At 56.0% G+C, this 17032-nt stretch carries 14 protein-coding genes; 6 read left to right on the top strand and 8 right to left on the bottom strand.

Annotated features, from left to right (window positions below):
- Nucleotide 1: 1 nt before the first annotated feature.
- Nucleotides 2–847 (bottom strand): hypothetical protein, encoded by an 846-nt coding sequence (locus QA596_01275; GenBank protein MDG5766077.1) that lies wholly within the window; start codon nt 845–847, stop codon nt 2–4.
- Between the two features lie 193 nt (nt 848–1040).
- Between QA596_01275 and QA596_01270 the strand changes: the two genes are divergently transcribed.
- The 3 genes from QA596_01270 to QA596_01260 are packed head-to-tail and all read left to right on the top strand — an operon-like array spanning nt 1041 to nt 4011.
- The gene (locus QA596_01270; protein MDG5766076.1) at nt 1041–2384 is read left to right on the top strand and encodes a thymidine phosphorylase; all 1344 of its coding nucleotides are present in this window, start codon (nt 1041–1043) and stop codon (nt 2382–2384) included.
- 39 nt (nt 2385–2423) lie between these two features.
- Entirely contained in the window at nt 2424–3194 is a 771-nt protein-coding gene (locus tag QA596_01265; protein MDG5766075.1) for a PspA/IM30 family protein, read from the top strand.
- A complete protein-coding gene (locus QA596_01260) occupies nt 3187–4011 on the top strand; it encodes a hypothetical protein (protein MDG5766074.1) in 825 nt (274 codons plus the stop codon). Before QA596_01265 ends, QA596_01260 begins: the two co-directional genes overlap by 8 nt.
- 153 nt (nt 4012–4164) lie before the next feature.
- On the opposite strand, the gene QA596_01255 is transcribed toward QA596_01260, so the two are convergent.
- The 3 genes from QA596_01255 to QA596_01245 form a co-directional block, all read right to left on the bottom strand.
- Nucleotides 4165–5073 carry a M56 family metallopeptidase gene (locus QA596_01255; GenBank protein MDG5766073.1) on the bottom strand — a complete coding sequence of 303 codons (909 nt, stop codon included), beginning with the start codon at nt 5071–5073 and terminating at the stop codon, nt 4165–4167.
- Nucleotides 5074–5102: 29 nt separating this feature from the next.
- Nucleotides 5103–5315, bottom strand: a complete 213-nt coding sequence (locus QA596_01250; GenBank protein MDG5766072.1) for a hypothetical protein — start codon at nt 5313–5315, stop codon at nt 5103–5105.
- 185 nt (nt 5316–5500) lie between these two features.
- Nucleotides 5501–5881 (bottom strand): BlaI/MecI/CopY family transcriptional regulator, encoded by a 381-nt coding sequence (locus QA596_01245; GenBank protein ID MDG5766071.1) that lies wholly within the window; start codon nt 5879–5881, stop codon nt 5501–5503.
- 223 nt (nt 5882–6104) lie between these two features.
- Here QA596_01245 and QA596_01240 point away from each other — a divergent pair, with 223 nt between their 5' ends.
- Complete coding sequence (locus QA596_01240; protein ID MDG5766070.1) at nt 6105–6890, top strand: enoyl-CoA hydratase-related protein; 786 nt, start codon at nt 6105–6107, stop codon at nt 6888–6890.
- A 106-nt stretch (nt 6891–6996) separates the two neighbouring features.
- Complete coding sequence (locus tag QA596_01235; protein MDG5766069.1) at nt 6997–8271, top strand: hemolysin family protein; 1275 nt, start codon at nt 6997–6999, stop codon at nt 8269–8271.
- 53 nt (nt 8272–8324) lie between these two features.
- Here the strand turns inward: QA596_01235 and xseA are convergent, their stop codons facing one another.
- Nucleotides 8325–9674, bottom strand: a complete 1350-nt coding sequence (xseA, locus tag QA596_01230; protein ID MDG5766068.1) for an exodeoxyribonuclease VII large subunit — start codon at nt 9672–9674, stop codon at nt 8325–8327.
- Between the two features lie 85 nt (nt 9675–9759).
- On the opposite strand from xseA, the gene QA596_01225 reads away from it, so the two are divergent.
- Nucleotides 9760–11055, top strand: a complete 1296-nt coding sequence (locus QA596_01225) for a dihydroorotase (GenBank protein ID MDG5766067.1) — start codon at nt 9760–9762, stop codon at nt 11053–11055.
- Nucleotides 11056–11107: 52 nt separating this feature from the next.
- Here QA596_01225 and QA596_01220 read toward each other — a convergent pair whose 3' ends face one another.
- The 3 genes from QA596_01220 to QA596_01210 form a co-directional block, all read right to left on the bottom strand.
- Nucleotides 11108–12607 carry a hypothetical protein gene (locus QA596_01220; protein ID MDG5766066.1) on the bottom strand — a complete coding sequence of 500 codons (1500 nt, stop codon included), beginning with the start codon at nt 12605–12607 and terminating at the stop codon, nt 11108–11110.
- 507 nt (nt 12608–13114) lie between these two features.
- Complete coding sequence (locus QA596_01215) at nt 13115–15172, bottom strand: insulinase family protein (GenBank protein MDG5766065.1); 2058 nt, start codon at nt 15170–15172, stop codon at nt 13115–13117.
- A gap of 26 nt (nt 15173–15198) precedes the next feature.
- Nucleotides 15199–16731 (bottom strand): pitrilysin family protein, encoded by a 1533-nt coding sequence (locus QA596_01210; GenBank protein MDG5766064.1) that lies wholly within the window; start codon nt 16729–16731, stop codon nt 15199–15201.
- Nucleotides 16732–17032 lie beyond the last annotated feature (301 nt).

Here is a 17032-nt window from a genome sequence, read left to right as displayed (position 1 = left end):
CTCAAAAACGGTCAGGTCGCCCGCGACGCGATCTCGGCGGTTCCAGGATCACTTTCAGCATGATGCCGTCACGGACTCTTTCGGGATCCCCAAGAATCCGTTTGACGTTTTTCCTGCCGCTCATCCCGAGGCGGGTGACGGTGGGCTCGTCGTCGAGCGTGGCGTAGATGGGATTCTCCTTGTCGGCCAGCTCCTGTTCGATCTCCTCTCCGGTATCGGACCAGCGGTGCTCTTTATGGCGGAACGGGTCGGACGAGGGACGGGAACCACGGCTGTCACCGGTACCTCTCCGGGATTGGCCGGAAGCGGAAGAAGTGGCACTGCCGTAAGAGCCGCCGGAAGCCGAATGTCCACCGGCTGAGGCAGAGGCACCGCGCGCGCCATGGCCGCTTTCGGAGTATACAGGGCCTTCCAGGGGATGACGGGACGAAGCGTCGCGTGTTCGCTGCGAGACCGTTCCGGCCGTCTCGCGGCCGTATGACGCTGACGCGGGCTCGCGCTGGCTTTCACGCTGCCTGTTCTGCTCGGACTCATCGCTGGACAGCACCTTTTCCAGGCCTTCAAAGAAATCCTCCCAGCTCTGTTCCCCGCGCGGCTGTTCCGCGGTATGCTGTGGGGATGCGCCGTATCCGTTCTCCTGTGAGCGCGATTCACCGGGCCGGTGCCGGCCGGCCGCCTCCTGCGGATAGCGGCTTTCGGTATCCTGATCTACACTCCAGGGATCCTCTGGCAGGTTTTCCCCTTCGTGGCCGGTGTCGTCACCCTTCTTCAGATTGTCCCATACCCGCCGGATCAGCGGGATAATCAGGATGAGCAAAAGCAGTAATTGAAACGGCGAGATCTCCATGCGGTAGTTGCCATTGTTAAGATTCTGCCCGATTATGTCACCACAATACAGCAGAGAGGCAAATTTCTGCGAAATGGTCGAAACATCTTCGGATTCCGGTATTTACCGGCAAACGGTACCGATCGTCACGCAAGATATCAAAATTTTGCCGACTCTTAAACATGGAAGTCCGAATTTCAAACAGTATCCGTCAATGAACAGCTATAATATCGCCTCGCTCATCCGGAAGAAGCGCGACAAACGTTCCCTTTCATCAGAGGAGATCAGGTACCTGATCCAGCAGTACAGCCGCGATGCCGTGCCCGACTACCAGATGAGCGCCTTTTTGATGGCCGCCTTTCTGAACGGGCTGGATGACGACGAGGCGGCGGCCCTCACCCGCGAAATGCTCCACTCCGGCACCGTAATGGATCTTTCGGATGTGCCGGGAATCAAAGTCGACAAACACTCCACCGGTGGTGTAGGCGACAAGACGTCGCTGATCCTCGCTCCGATCGTTGCCGCCTGCGGCGTGCCCGTACCGATGATATCGGGCCGCGGACTCGGACATTCGGGCGGTACTCTCGACAAGCTGGAATCCATCCCGGGGTTTAATGTCAACCTGGACCTAAAACGATATGTCGAGGTACTCAGGGAGCACAATGTGGTCCTCATCGGGCAGACCGAAGAGATCGCTCCGGCCGACAAGCGTATGTACGCCCTGCGGGATGTTACGGCCACCGTCGAGTCCATCCCCCTGATCGCCGGCAGCATCATGAGCAAGAAGCTGGCCGAGGGCATCGATGCCCTGGTGCTGGATGTGAAATTCGGTTCCGGCGCTTTCATGAAGACACGCGATCAGGCGCTGGAGCTTGCGCAGCGGCTGGTGTCGATCGGCGAGGAGTTCGGCAAGCGCACCATTGCCTGGCTCACCGCCATGGAGCAACCGCTGGGCCACAAAATCGGCAACTGGCTGGAGGTTGAGGAGAGCATCGAATGTCTGAACGGTGGCGGTCCCGCTGACCTGCTGGAGGTGTCGCACCTGCTCGCGGGCACCATGATCTGGCTGGGCGGCAAGGCCGGATCCATTGAGGAGGGAGTTGAAAAGAGCAGAAAATCGGTACAGGACGGTTCCGCCATGCAGAAGTTCCGGGATATTGTAACCGCCCAGGACGGATCCACCGAATACCTGGATCGGCCGGAGGGCTATCCGGCGGCAAAACATTCTTTTGAGGTTCAGGCCGCGTCCGCAGGCTATGTCACACAGATGGACGCCTACGCTATCGGCATGGCCGGAGTGGAGTTGGGGGCGGGACGCGCATCCAAGGAGGATACCATCGACCCGGTGGCGGGCATTATTCTGGACAAAAAGATCGGCGATCCCGTCAAACAGGGTGAAACAATCGCCAGGTGCCGCACGAATAAGGAAGAAACAACGGACAGGGTCCGGCAGATGCTGCAGGATGCCGTTACCGTTGGTTCGACAAGGCCGGAAACCCCCGCCCTGATCACCGACAAGGTAACACGCGATGGCGTAACTCCATGGAGCACAGCCTGACCCGGTCCGGTTCACCTGGAACCGTAAACCGGAGCAGTTATGTGGAGAAGATTTGTACGTGCCATCAGATCGATATTTGGCGGAGCAGTAAGCGCCATTGAGGATCCCAAGCGGATCCTTGAGATGAACATCCGGGAACTGAACGACCAGGTTCCCCGGATGAACGAGAACATCGCCACGGTGAAAGCCAACGTGATGCTGCTGCAAAAAGAAGTGCAGCGCTATGAGGATCAGGTCAGCGAGCTTTCCCTGCGCATTAAAACGGCCATCAAAGCCGAACGGGACGATATCGCCGAAAACTACGCCCTGCAGCTTCAGCGGGGCCGGGATGCGCTCACCGCTTCCAGAAATCAACTCGAAAACGCCCGGAAAGCGTACGACAAGGCCCTGCAGGTCAAGAAGACATTCATGACCGAGAAGGACCGCAAAATCCGCGAGGCGAAAGAGGCCATGAGAGAGAGCGAACGCTCGGCCTGGCAGGCCCGTGTGGCGGATACGCTCGAGCAGTTTGAAGTGAGCGGAGTGGATGCGACCCACGACGAGATGATCGCCCGGATACGCGAAGAGACCGCCAGGAACGAAGCCCGCATGGAGATGGCGCTCGACAGCGTCGACAGCGAATCCATCGAGTTGGAGTACGATGCCGAAAGGCTGAAGGCCGGTGAGATCGTCCGGCAGTTCAAAAAACAGATGGAAACCCCGCGTTCGCTTGAAGCCGGCAAGAAACAGGGAGAGGTGTTCATTAACAAATCGGAACCGGGAATTCTCTCCCACACCAAAACACATGTGAATAACAACGACCATGCCTGACCATCGTCCCGAATATCACTCCTTGAACCTGGCCAGAGAAGCGTTTCTTCATCCGCTTAACCTGGGGTATCTGCTGCTGGTGAGCCTGGGTGCCCTGATGGTGTCCGGAACCCCCTGGATGCCGACCCTGGTACTGACCATCGGCATTGGAGTGGAATTGCTCTATCTCGGGACGGTACCGCATCAGCCATGGTTTCGCAGGTACATCATCGAACGCCTCGACGCCAGGGATCAGGACGGTGCCGGCACAGAGAAACGCATGTTCGACGAACTCCAGGTGCACAGCCAGAAAAAGTTTCTGATCCTCAAGCGCCTGTGCGACAAAATCGATGCCAACTTCCGGTCGATGCCGGGCTCGGCCCGCCTGCTGGCGGAACCGCTGGTCTCGCGAATCGAATCGCTGATGTCGGAGTACCTGCGGCAACTTGTTTTCCATGAGCGGTTCAGCGAGCTTCTGCGGCAATCCTCCACCGGCGCGCTCATTCTTGAGATCCGCTCACTTGAGCTGGAGCTGAAAGCCGAATACTCGGGCCAGCTCAGGGAGGTACGGACACGGCGCCTGGAGATTCTTAAAAAACGCCTCGAGAAGCTGAAGTCCGCCGAGGAACGGGTAGATATCTGCACGACCCGGCAGGAGACCATCGAAGACGCGGTGCGGTACGTCTATGAAAAGACAATGACGATCTACCATCCCGACGATTTCGGCAGCCAGCTTGATGAAATGATGGCGGAGCTGGAAGATACCTCGGCCTACATCCGTCAGCTGGAGGAAGACGCGGCCATGCTTTCCCGATACGACCGCTACATGAACAGTTGACGACAACCAGCGCGCAGGCTGGAAGCATCAACCTGCTTGTCAGATACGGCCTGCGTCCGCTTCATGAACAGCTGCCGGCCGGCAGTGGCCGCCCCGAACCCGGTGAGGTCAAATGAATCCGGATCCGGGGCCCCACGGCGGCGCATACTTCTCCTATTGACTCAGCCGGAAGGAGATCGGCATCGCAATTTCCACTTTCACGGGAGTTCCGTCTTTTCTTCCGGGTGTGAAGGCGACCTGCTCAATGGCATCAAGCGCCGCTTCGTCCAGGCCACCGCCCGCGCTTCGCACAACCTGCGGTTGTGTGACCCGGCCCTCTTCATCGACGACAAACTGCACCACAACCTGCCCTTCGATACCGGCGGCGCGCGCATCATCAGGATAGGTCAGGTACTCGTACAATGAGATGATTCCGCCCTCCATTTCCGGCATGATCTCCACTTCGGTGTACACAGTTTCCTCATCCAGGGCGGCGGTTGAGGTGGCAGCACCCTCAGCGGATGACGAAACCGAAGAGGCCGGCTCCGCGCCTTGTCCGCTGCTCTGTATATCCGAGCACGAAATAACCACCGTGATGGCTAAAAGGGTGACAAACAAAAAGCCAAGACTCTTCCTGAATGATCGCTGGTGTTGTTCTTTTGTATTCATATTCTCAATCCTCTTCTTTAGGATGGATGGTTCAATGGACATACCCAGCAATGATGAATGGTGACGGCCGGTATGCATGGCCATCTCAAACAACAGCTCGGCGTATTCTTTTCTGGAAAATCCGTTTTCACTGAGCACATCCCGGTCACAGGATAGCTCACGGTACATTTTTACCCGCGAGAACAGCAGATGCAGCAGCGGGATGAACCAGAAAAGCGTGATGGTGAGCATCATCAGCATGTTCAGCAGGGAATCCCCCCGTCGGATGTGAATCAGCTCATGGCGCACGGCCATATTCAGTTTTTGCGGTGACTCCCTCAGCTTCTCCGGGATGATTATGACCGGACGAAATGTGCCGAAAGTGCAGGGTACCGGGGTTCGGCCACCAAGTATCAGGCGCGGCTTGAAGCGCATCGAGTCGAGTAGCGTACGGTTGGACAGGCTCAGGGGGACGGGGCCGGAAGGCTGAGGATGAGCGCCGTCCGGATATGATAGTGGTACAGGGCGTCCATGTTCGCGGCCAGGCGAAGCAGTCCGAGGACGGTCAGCACGGCTATCAGCCATACGGCAGCCGGTATCCACAGATAGCTGATGCTGGCGGTTCCGGCCGATTCCAGGAACGAGGTGATGAAAGGGATCAGTTGCGATGTCTCCATGACAATTGCGTTTGATGTGGCCTTGCGGCGGGTTGTCGCCGGGAAATGACAGTCCGCGCCCGGCAGTGTGTAATGAGTTGAGGGTACAGCAGATAGCAAGCCGTTGACGCATGGCTGCTATCGCCCGGGATTCGGCAGGCAAGCCGGCCCAACCGGTTCATCGCGTTTCCATTGAAGCGCGACTGTTACTGCTCGTCCAGCTGGTCGATCATTCTTCGGATTTCCTTAAGCTGTTCCGCAGTCAGTTTTTCCTTTTCCACCAGAGTCTGGATAAGATCGGCTCTGGAGCCTCTGAATACTTTTTCCACAAGATGATTCACCAGATTGTAGCGAACCGACTCCGGCTCTCGCGCTGCACTGTAAACATGGGTAACACCCTCTTTGCGGTACTTCAGATACCCCTTTTGAACCAGGTTTTTGAGTACGGTTATGATGGTGGTGTAGGCCAGGTCACGGGTCTGATGTATCCGTTTCCGGACATCGTTGCCGGTGGCTTCCCCCAGGTCCCATACGTGTTGCAGAACTTCCATTTCGGTTTCACCAAGCGGTGTCAGGGATCGTTTCATGATATTGCTCGACAGGTTAATCGGATGCTGGTTAGGTGGCAGTTTTTCTGATGTTCTATCATCATAGTACTAATATAATAGTATATAGCTCCGTGTCAAATTTTTTTTCACCGCGGGTAATATTCAGCCATTGATCGCGTAATCAGGCATGCTGTCGATAGATGTTGACCAAATGGCTGCTCCGGCTTATACTATATGCCATAACAAAAATTATCAGGTGCGCATGAACGATCGGCATGAAACGCTGAAAGTGGCATATGAGGAAGGAATCGCGACGGTGACCATCAACCGTCCGGACAAACTCAACGTGCTCGGCAACCGGATGCTGGATGAGCTTCAGGAGCTTTTCGGGCAACTTGAAGAAGATCCGGAGGTTACGGGCATTGTGGTGACCGGAAGCGGGGAGAAGGCGTTTGCAGCCGGCGCCGACATTGCCGAACTGCAGAAGCTGAAAGTGAAGAGCGGTGAACGGGCTTCAAGAAAAGGGCAGGTTGTCTTTTCCATCATCGAATCTACCGGCAAGCCGGTCATCGCCGCCATTGAGGGGTATGCGCTTGGGGGTGGATGTGAGCTTGCCCTGGCCTGCCATCTCAGGGTTGCCTCACGCGGGGCGCAGTTCGGCCTGCCCGAGCTCGGCCTGGGACTTATACCCGGTTACGGGGGCACACAGCGCCTGCCGAGGCTGATCGGCAAGGGCCGGGCACTGGAGATGATCCTGGACGGCCGGCCGATCGACGCGCAAACCGCGCTGGACTTCGGCCTGGTCAATCGCATCGTTGAAAACGGGCGCACCGTTGCGGCGTCGCGGCTCTGGCTTCAGCAGATCACAAAAAAGGCTCCAATCGCCATCAAAAAAGCGATAGAGTCGGTGCATGCCGCTTATCCCAATCGGGCGCAGGGGTTCCAGGAAGAGGCGCGGCTGTTCGGCTTGTTGTGCGGGACGGACGACTTCAGGGAGGGCACTTCCGCCTTCCTGGAGAAGCGAAAACCCGGGTTTAATAATAAATAAAATTGTATCTTTTGCTGCATCTCTGCAAACAAACGGTAAAATTCGCCTTGGATACACCTTCATCTTCGCAGGAACAGGAACCGCCACCTGAACCGGAGGCTGCTTTATGAACGAGTGGCTTCTGATTGCCCTGGTTATCCTGCTGAGCGCATTTTTTGCAGGCTCGGAGATCGGCTATGTTTCCGCCAACCGGCTGAAACTGGAGATCAGGGCACGAAAAACGTCTCTTCGCTCCCGGGTAATGGCTTTTTTCCTGAGAGATCGGGAGGCTTTCCTTTCCACCACCCTCATCGGCAATAATATTGTCAACGTGATCTACGCCACGCTGATGGCAATATTTCTCGTCCAGCCGGTTTCCGCCGCCTATGTCGCACTGTTCGACACGTTCCCCTCGGACTTTGCGGTGCTGTTCATCCAAACAGTCATCGCCTCCATAGTGATCATGTTTTTCGGCGAGATCGTGCCGAAAGTGATCTTCCGGATCAATTCCGAAGCACTCATCTTTAATCTGGCGATATTTCACCGTGTACTCCACGCCGTATTCCTTCCGTTCATCTATTTTGCAAACGGAGTTGCCGGCAAGCTGATCGCCCTGGCCATCCCGCAATCCGAAACATCGGAACAGGTGTATCGCCGCCAGGATATTGAGATGCTGCTGCGGGAACTTGGCGACAGCGATGAGTCGGATATCGACCGGGACGATTCGGAACTCCTGACCAATGTCCTGCAGCTTTCCAATAAGCGGGTCCGGGAGTCCATGATACCGCGCACCGAAATCGTGGCTTGCGAGAAGAATGCCGAACTCCAGGAGGTCCTGCAGAAATTCGTTTCATCCGGCTTTTCCAAACTGCCGGTATATGACGAAAGCATCGATAATGTGATCGGTGTGGTATTCGCGTACGACCTTTTCAAGAACCCGAAGCAGCTCAGCGATATTATCCGCCCGGTGAAGCACATCCCTTCCAGCCAGAAATCCAAGGACCTGCTTTCCGAGTTTCAAAAACTCAATATCTCCCTGGCCATTGTAATTGACGAATATGGAGGCACGGCCGGCCTCATCACCACCGAGGACCTGCTTGAAGAGGTGGTGGGTGATATTCAGGACGAGTACGATATGGAGGATACGCTGATAAAACGGGTGTCATCCAATACATTCATCATGAATGGGGATGTGCCGCTTGCGCTGCTTTCCGAGAAGTACCCGTCTGTGGCCTGGCCGGTGAAGAAACAGAACTACGAGACCATCGCCGGGTATATCATCAACGAGGTGGGACGCATCCCCAAGGTCAATGAGGAGATTGTGATCGGAAGCCACAAGTTCATCATCAGCAAGGCGACACAGTCGCGGATTGAAACCGTCAAGATGGTTATTCTGAACTGAGCGGGTGTGCCGGAGCAACCGTATTTATCGGCGTCGGCGTCATGTCGTATCTGCTATGACCGTGGTCCGCTTTCAGAACGCCTGATTTCGGTGCGGCCGTCGGACCATTGAATTTCGAAATCGCCGCCGGAGCGGAACCGGTCGGACCGCCGCATCCACTGCCCGTTCTGATAGATGCGCGTGTACCCTTTCTTGAGCGGCGCGTTGGGATCGGACGCGGCCAATCGGTGGGCCATACCGCTCCAGGCCGATTGCTTTTGCAGCAGGGTTTGCCGAACGGCGTGGGCCATGTTCTCCTGCATTCTGCGGATTTCGTCACGCGACCGGCCGAGGCGGTTGAGAAGTCCGGGTCTCAGCTGCTCGTGTCGCCAGGCCAGTAAATCCCGGTGTCGTTCGAGCCGCCGCCTGAGTCCGCGTCCCAGCTCTTCCTGCTGCCGGGCCAGTTGCTCCTTGCGGCTTTCGATGCGCCGGCGAACACCGTGCAGAGCGTAATTATCCAGAAACCGGGAGACTGCGTCCTTGTGCCTGTCGATACGCTGACGAACAATGCGCTCCAGCTGCATCCGGGTGTCATCGGTATACATCCGCAGGTCGTTTATGTCCGGCACAGCCATGACAATCGCCTGGGTGGGGGTCGCCGCCCGCGCATCCGCCACAAAGTCCGATATGCTGAAGTCGGTTTCGTGCCCCACTGCGCTGACCACCGGAATGGGGCAATCGGCGATGGCACGCGCCACCGGTTCCTCGTTAAAGGCCCAGAGGTCTTCGAGCGAGCCGCCGCCCCGGCCGACGATCAGCAGGTCCGCCTCTTGCCGTTCCGAGAACCACCGGATGCCCTGCACGATTTCCGGCACCGCCTGGCCGCCCTGCACCGACGCGTGGTAGAGCCATACCTCGCACATCGGATACCGTTTTTCCAGCGTGTCGCGCATATCCTGGAAGGCCGCGCCGGTGGCCGATGTGATGATACCTATGATCCGGGGGAACCGCGGCAGTTCCTTTTTTCGTGCGGGGTCGAACAGGCCTTCCGCCTCCAGTTTGCGCTTCAGCCGTTCAAAGGCCTGTTGAAGCGCTCCGGCTCCGGCGGGGCGTACTGAGCGAACAATCAGCTGGTAACGGCCGTGCGGCGGATAAACCTGTACCGGTCCGCTTACCACCACTTCATCGCCGTGCTGCGGCTCTTGATCCAGCATCTCCCGCTGCGACCGCCACATCACACAGGAGAGCTGGGCACCGGCATCCTTCAGTGTAAAATAGAGATGGCCGTTGCGGCTGGCCTGCGGACTGCTGATCTCGCCGCGCACTTCAACCGTGCTGAAATGATCTTCCAGGACAAATTTGATCTCTTCGGTGAGTGCCGTTACAGTTAAGACCGGCGGCGGTCGATCTGCGAGTATGGACATGATTCGGGATTCCTGCTGCGGCTGATGTGTATTTTCTGTTGAATGGCTTATATTTGGCTTCGAACCCTAATAATAAAAAGACGGCATGAGTAATAAAAAGGAGTTGCTGATCACGAATGTGCATCCGGTCGACGGCCGGAATGACGGCGGTACGCGTGTCGATATGCGTATTTCGAACGGTATGATAGCTGAAATCGGGACCGGCCTTGCGAGGGAGTCCGCCGGGGAGGTCTATGACGCCGACGGCGCGTACGTTTCCCCGGGGTGGATGGATATGCATGTCCACCTCCGCGAGCCGGGCTTCGAGCACAAAGAGACCATCGTCACCGGATGCGAGGCCGCTGCAGCCGGCGGTTTTACGGCAGTGGCGTGCATGCCGAACACCAATCCGCCCATCCATACGCGCGATGTGGTCTCGTACGTCAAAAAACAGGCGGCGGGACTTCCGGTGGATGTCTATCCGATTGGTACCGTCACCAAAGAACGGGCCGGCAAATCCCTGGCCGAAATGGCCGACATGAAACAGGGTGGGGCAGTGGCGTTCAGCGACGACGGGGACCCCGTCCAGGACAGCCGCCTGATGCGTACCGCCCTGGAGTATTCGGCAATGCTGGGCATGCCGGTGATCAATCATGAGGAGGATCTCCCGCTATCCCGTCCCGGACACATGCACGAGGGGCGGGTTTCCACACGCCTGGGGCTGGCCGGTTCGCCGTCCATCGCCGAAGAGGTGATGATCGCCCGCGATATCATGCTGGCGGAGCTGACAGGCGGTCATGTGCATGTGGCCCACATTAGCACCCGGAAGGGGGTGGAGCTGGTCAGGGAGGCCAGGAAGAAGGGGATTCGGGTGACTACCGAGGTGTGCCCGCATCATTTCGACCTGACGGACGAGGAGATTGAGCGCCGGGGGTTCGACACCAACTGGAAGATGCATCCGCCGCTGCGTACCGCCGATGATGTGCAGGCGATGATCGAGGGGCTGGCCGACGGCACCATCGATGCCATCTGCACCGATCACGCTCCCCATTCGGTCGATGAGAAAGAGGTCGAGTTTATTTACGCCCCGAACGGGATCATCGGACTCGAGACCGCATGGAGTATCATCTGCAAGCGTCTTGTTGGTCCCGGTGTGTTGACGCTTGGGCAGGCCGTCGAAAAGCTTGCGGTCAACCCCAGAAACATACTTAACCTGCCGGTTCCCAAACTCGAAGCGGGCACAGAGGCCAACCTCACCCTGTTTTCCACAATGCATGAATGGATTTGCAGCAGGGATGAAATCCGATCCCGGTCATCCAACACTCCCTATCTTGGCGAAACCCTGACCGGCCGCGCCCTGGCCATATACAACAACGGGCAGTTCGTGAAAACCGCCCGTTGATTGAGATCGTAATGTATAGGGTGGATTCACATCGATGTGTGAATCCGGATCGTCAATTGTTTACTTCCCGGAGGATGTCGGATATCTCCAGCTTTTCGGTATGGCCGTTGCGGCGGCTTTTCCGGTTAGAGTGTCCATTTCCGTTGGAATGTCCATTTCCGTTGGAATGTCCATTTCCGTTGCCGTTGGTATGGCTTTCAATTGACTCGTTTTCCTGCTCTTTTTCGAAGAAAAACTGTTCTTCACCGAATGCGGGTTCCAGGTCATCCAGCCAGACGGCGTCCTTGTTGTACTTGGCGAAAAACGGCCGGCCGGTCCACTCCGGATTGCGTCCCTGAAGGAATTGGAGGGTAAACACCTTTTCACCCGCCACGTCACTCACACCAAGCACATGAACCTTTCCGGGCCCGGCAGACATGCTGGGTCCGCGGACGGTTCGTGCTATACCGCTCACCTGATTGAACGCTTCGCGGAAGATGTTCCAAGCCTCTTCCAGCGGGATGTCAAAGTGATGACGCGCCCCGGTATCGCGAACTACGAACATATAGTAGGGAATCATGCCCTGTTTTACCTGTTCCCTCCACATTTCGGCCCAGCAGTCGGAGCTGTCGTTGATATGGCGAAGAAGGGGGGACTGGGTGCGGATCTGTGCTCCTGTGGAGCGTATCCTGCGGGCCGCTTCCTTGCTTATTTCGGTTTGCAGTTCAACCGGGTGGGAATAGTGACCCATCAGAGCGAGATGCAGCCCGGACTCGGTCACTTTCCGGAACAGCGATAGCATTTCGTCGGCATCCTTGTCGGTCACAAATTTGTAAGGCCAGTAGGCCAGACCTTTGGTGCCTATACGAATATTTCGGAGGTTCGGAAGATCCGCTTCCAGCAGAGGGTCAATATAGGATGCCAGAACACGAGGCTTCATGATCATCGGATCACCGCCGGTAAACAGCACGTCGGTAACTTCGGGATGCTCTTTCAGATACTCCACAAGAAGCTCCGCCTCTTTCATGGCAAACTTCAGCTCATCAATGCCGACAAACTGGGGCCAGCGAAAACAGAAAGTACAGTAGGCGTGACAGGTTTGCCCCTGGCTGGGAAAGAACAGGGCGGTTTCCTGGTACTTGTGCTGCATGCCCTGAAGGGACTCGCAGCCGAGCTGAGGCGTATTTTCGTCTTTTTGTCCGGCCGGATGGGGATTCAGCTCCATCCGAATCTCATTGGCCGTTTTGGCGATTTCATCATTGGATCCGCCCCTTTTCAGTACTTCCGCCATTTTATCGAAGTGATGCGGCTTGAGCATCGTCTTCTGGGGAAATGTCAGGTGGAACATGGGATCATCCGGGATATTGTCCCAATTGATCAGCTCTTCAATTACATAATTGTTCACCTTGAACGGAAGCACGTTTCCAACCACTTTAATATTAAAGCGGATCTCTTCCGGCAGGTTTTTTACCTGGGGGATTTTCTCAAAGTTTCTGAGATTATAAGATTTATACTTCGGGGCTTTCCCATCAACAAAAAAAGCTTCATTGGGTTGAAATTCGAAGTACGGCAATGTGACCTCCTTTTCCTGATTCGTAAAAAAATGGCTTTGTCCCGGGCCCTGAATGGGTTGCTTCCAGATGTTTAGCTATGACACGTTGGTCATCTGCAGGGCCAGCCGTATGTGCCTGGCATGACTTTCGGGATTATTCTTTTGTTACGCCGGCCGGGGGACTGTCAGTGAACGGCCGAGAAAGTCATTCTTTTGTTTTTCAGACAAACAATATACGCAAAAGTCTGAAAATCCCTAATCAGCCCTTCAGGCGACACCCTGTTGGGCTATGCGCAAGTTGTTGTTAATATACAACAAATGTTGGATTGTTGATATCTTTTTTGAACTTCTTGAAATCCGACATGCTCGTGCTATAAAAACTGAAATAGCATGACATTATTGTTGGTGAAAAGTATTTTCGCGCCGGGTGGAAAGGGCGAAACGGGCGGAAAGGGTGCGAGAGAAGGGAGGCAGGATAAAAAGACGGCGGCAGGCATTTGCGCCCGCCGCCGGTGCCGGTAGTGCTGACTATTTTTGTCCGTGAGAGGTATAGACGGTGCTGCTGGAAAGCTCTCCGCCGCTGTACTGGGTCTGCTCATAAGCGACCCGAATGCCATCGTTCAGGTTCCAGTTGGAGAGTACGGTTCGGTTTTCGATATCCCGGCCGTAATTGGGGTCGAATTGCATGTATTTCATCTCCACGGGGAGGTGGGTCTCCGGGTCAAGTGAAATCGTCATGTCATAGTCGCCGCCGAGGTACAAATCCACGGTGTCGCCGTCACCGGTCAACAGCGCTTCAATACTTTCGGCGTTACGTGCGATATTCAGCGGGTCCCGTTTAAGCTCGTTGAGAATGGATTCCACTGCGTTACCCGGCAGGGGATGCTCCTGTCCGCCCATACGTATAACTCCGCTGCCTTCCGAAATATCGATAACCTGGCTTCCCATAGGTGTGGAGATCTCCATGAGCAGCGTGGCGGGAAAGCTCATTTCGGCAGTAATCCCCATCGACATCTCTCCCTGGGGAGTTTGTACGGTTTGGGTTCCTTCCAGCAGAACGGTCCCGAGACCGGCATCATCCGCGATCAGGGCCGATGCCATTTTCCGGATCCATTCACTGCCTGCCTCGGCATCTCCTTCCACGAGTTCTCGTTCGGCACCGGCCCGGGGTATGGTGATGTCCACTTCGTGATAGGGGCCCAGTTCCGCAAGCTGGTCTTCGATCAGATCGCGATTGCCGACAATTAGCACTTTCATTTTACCGGGGCGAATATACTCGTTGGCAACGCGATAGATATCGTCAACCGTTACAGTGCGCACCTGTTCGATGTACTGTTCGAAGGTATCATCGGGCAGCCCGAGGTTGTAGTTGTTCATGCGCTCCGAGAGAATGCGTGAATTGCTGTCGTATCGGAAAATGATGCTGTTGAAAATGCGTTCTTTGGTTTCGTCCAGTTCCTGCTGTGTCACCCGTTCGTTCTGGAGGCGCTCAATCTGGTAGATGGTGGCTTCCAGGGCTTCCCGGGTGGTTTCGGACGAGGTGCTCAATCCGGCAAAAAACGCGCCGGGGTAGCGGACATTGCTGGTGTAGGAGCCGTAGACTCCGTACGCCAGTCCCTGCGCCGTGCGAACCTCCTGCATCAATCTGCCGGAGAACCCGCCGCTCAGAATCTGGTTCATTACCTGCAGGGCCGCGTAGTCGGGGTTGTCGCGGAAGCCGCCAATGTGTCCCATGCGGATCTGGCTCTGGTTCATATCGCTCTTGTGAGCGAAGTAGATGGCATCTTCAAACTCATAATCGACATCGGGCAGGTCGGTTGGAGCCGGCTCTCCCTCGTCAAATATTCCGAAAGCTTCTTCCAGCCGGCTGCGTACATCGGCCGGATTGAAGTCACCGACCAGGCCTACCAGCATGTTGCTGCCCTGATAGACGCGACTGTGGAAGGCGACAAGATCATCCCGGGTAATGCTTTCAAGCGTGGCGTACTCGGTTGTCCGGGCGTACACGGACTCCGGTCCGTAGATCAGTTTGCGGAACTCTCTCGCCGCAACCTGGGAGGCTTCCTCGTTTCGCCGTGAAATGGCGGTACGGCGCTGGGTCATGGCCAGATCGATCCGGCTTTCGGGGAATGTCGGATTTTTAAGAAGGTCGGTGAACACCGGCAGCAATTCATCGAAATCTTCCTTCAGAACATTCATGCGGGCAAAGCCGGTGGTAAGGCCGAAGCCGGTTTCCATACTGGCAGCCCTGTTTTCCAGAAGCTCGTCAAGCTGCTCTTCGGGGAATTGTACCGAACCTCCGGAGCGCAATACCTGGCCGGTTACCGAGGCCAGGCCAGCTTTTTCGGCGGGATCCATCCAGGAGCCGCCGTTGGCGATCACCCGTACGTCCACCAGGGGCAGTTCGTCATCATGGAGCAGAAAGAAGGTTATTCCGTTATAGGTAAACTGCTCAGGTTCCGGAATTTCATACTCTTTAAGCTCAGGGAAAACGATATGTTCATGCGGTTTTCGCTGGGCCGTTTCAGTGGCGCTGCATGCGGCCAGGAGCGCCGTCAGCAGGATATAAAAAATTGTTTTTCTCATCGTATGGGGTAATTTAAAAGTCCGGGTTAGCGGGAAGCGGTGGCCTCGTCCCTGGTTTGAATCATACCGACGGTTCGCGTCTGTTTCCGGAACCAGGTTTCAACAACACGCTGGAGGTCATCGACGGTTACCTCCATCATGGTATCCAGATCTTCGAAGAGCGTCCGCCAGCCGCCTCGGAAGGCGTGGCTCTGGGCAAAGCTGATCGCCATGCCCTGGTTGGAGGCGAGGCCCCGAATGGCTGAAGCCCGTGCGTTGGTCCGGACCCGGTCGATGTCCTGATCGGTAAGGTCGCCCTCGCGAATGCGGTCCAGCTCCTCGTAGATCACCTCTTCGATGTCGGCCAGGGAGACTCCCTGGTTGGGAACGGCGTAAATGATGTACAGGCCGGGGTATCGTTCACCCGGAAACCCGTTGAAACCTCCGACTTCAAGCGCCATCTGTTCGTCGATGACCAGGCGCTGGTGGAGGCGGGAAGTACGGCCCTGGAACAGGATGCCGCTCAAAATATCCATTGCTATGGCATCGGGGTGGTTCATATCCACACTGTGGTAGCCGATGAGCAGAATGGGCTGGCTGTCTTCCTCGATGACCAGGCGCCGTTCGCCACGCTGCTCGGGCTCGATGGTGAGCACTTTGGGCGGCGGCGGCCCTGCCGGCATCGGACCGAAGTACGTCTCGGCATATCCGCGGATGCGCTCCGGATCCACATCACCGGCTACAACTACGGTCATGTTGGAGGGTACGTAGTGTTCCTCGTAAAAATCCATGGCGTCGCGAATGGTGACCGCCTCAATATCGGAGGGCCATCCGATGGGATGATGCTTGTAGGGAAATGCCGAGAAAGCTGTGGAAATCAACTCCTCAATCAGCCGGCCGAACGGGGAATTGTCGATACGGTCGCGCCGCTCTTCCATGATTACATTCTTCTCGGTGTAAAACTCGCGCATGGCCGGATTCATGAACCGGTCGGCTTCCAGCGCAAACCAAAGCTCGGCCTTGTTTTCGGGAAGACTGTAAAAAAAGGCGGTCTCATCGGCGGAGACGTAGGCATTCAGTCCGGCAGCTCCTTCACGCTCAACAATTTCACTGAATTCGTTGTTGACGATATATTCTCCGGCTTTGTCCTGGAGTTCTTGAAAGCGGGCCCAGAGCTCGTCCAGCCTGTCCTGGTCGGGTCGGTAGCTTCTGGATTCGTACAGCCACTCCCGGTAGGCGTCATCCATCTTTTCCATCGCGACACGCTCTTTTTCCCAGTTGGTGGTGCCGATGGTGTTGGTGCCCTGGAAGGCCATGTGCTCGAATACGTGGGTGAGGCCGGTCTGGCCCATTTGCTCGTTGACCGAGCCGACGCCCACATGGGTCACAAACGTTGCAACGGGGGCGACATCCCGCTCGATGACGATGACATGCAGGCCGTTGTCCAGGGTGAACTCGGTAACGTTTTGCTCGATCGTCTCCAGATTTTGCGCCTGAAGCAGACCCGCAGGTACTGTGATGAGCAGCATCACCAGCGTCAGCAGAGCCCTTCGGGCGAAATAGCAGTTGATATCATTCATATTGTGATTGTTTTTGATGTTGAATGTCGATGGTGTTGTGTTGGAAATAACACTCGGGTTTCGGCTAAAAAAAGCCCGAAAAAAATCAGGTATACGGAAAGGGAACTCTCAAGATTCACTTGATAAGATATTATTTGTTCCCGCCCCCCCGATTAAACTGCCCAATTTCCAAATGAAATAAAATTGAAGTTTTTCTAATAAAGTGCCGTTTTGTGATATTTCTTTGGGTTGTGGTGGCAACGGATGTGCGGCGAGCGTGGTAAAATGGGGGTCGAACAGGAAAAAAAGGGGGATCGGGAAA

The sequence above is a fragment of the Balneolales bacterium ANBcel1 genome, from assembly GCA_029688905.1.
Lineage (GTDB): Bacteria > Bacteroidota > Rhodothermia > Balneolales > Natronogracilivirgulaceae > SLLW01.
The sequence above is the reverse complement of the archived record's forward strand: the minus strand, read 5'-3'. Positions and strand labels throughout refer to the sequence as shown.

Coding starts and splice junctions, on each gene's coding strand:
- QA596_01275 (MDG5766077.1), bottom strand. CDS start 847: ATGGAGATCTCGCCGTTTCAATTACTGCTTTTGCTCATCCTGATTATC.
- QA596_01270 (MDG5766076.1), top strand. CDS start 1,041: ATGAACAGCTATAATATCGCCTCGCTCATCCGGAAGAAGCGCGACAAA.
- QA596_01265 (MDG5766075.1), top strand. CDS start 2,424: ATGTGGAGAAGATTTGTACGTGCCATCAGATCGATATTTGGCGGAGCA.
- QA596_01260 (MDG5766074.1), top strand. CDS start 3,187: ATGCCTGACCATCGTCCCGAATATCACTCCTTGAACCTGGCCAGAGAA.
- QA596_01255 (MDG5766073.1), bottom strand. CDS start 5,073: ATGCGCTTCAAGCCGCGCCTGATACTTGGTGGCCGAACCCCGGTACCC.
- QA596_01250 (MDG5766072.1), bottom strand. CDS start 5,315: ATGGAGACATCGCAACTGATCCCTTTCATCACCTCGTTCCTGGAATCG.
- QA596_01245 (MDG5766071.1), bottom strand. CDS start 5,881: ATGAAACGATCCCTGACACCGCTTGGTGAAACCGAAATGGAAGTTCTG.
- QA596_01240 (MDG5766070.1), top strand. CDS start 6,105: ATGAACGATCGGCATGAAACGCTGAAAGTGGCATATGAGGAAGGAATC.
- QA596_01235 (MDG5766069.1), top strand. CDS start 6,997: ATGAACGAGTGGCTTCTGATTGCCCTGGTTATCCTGCTGAGCGCATTT.
- xseA (MDG5766068.1), bottom strand. CDS start 9,674: ATGTCCATACTCGCAGATCGACCGCCGCCGGTCTTAACTGTAACGGCA.
- QA596_01225 (MDG5766067.1), top strand. CDS start 9,760: ATGAGTAATAAAAAGGAGTTGCTGATCACGAATGTGCATCCGGTCGAC.
- QA596_01215 (MDG5766065.1), bottom strand. CDS start 15,172: ATGAGAAAAACAATTTTTTATATCCTGCTGACGGCGCTCCTGGCCGCA.
- QA596_01210 (MDG5766064.1), bottom strand. CDS start 16,731: ATGAATGATATCAACTGCTATTTCGCCCGAAGGGCTCTGCTGACGCTG.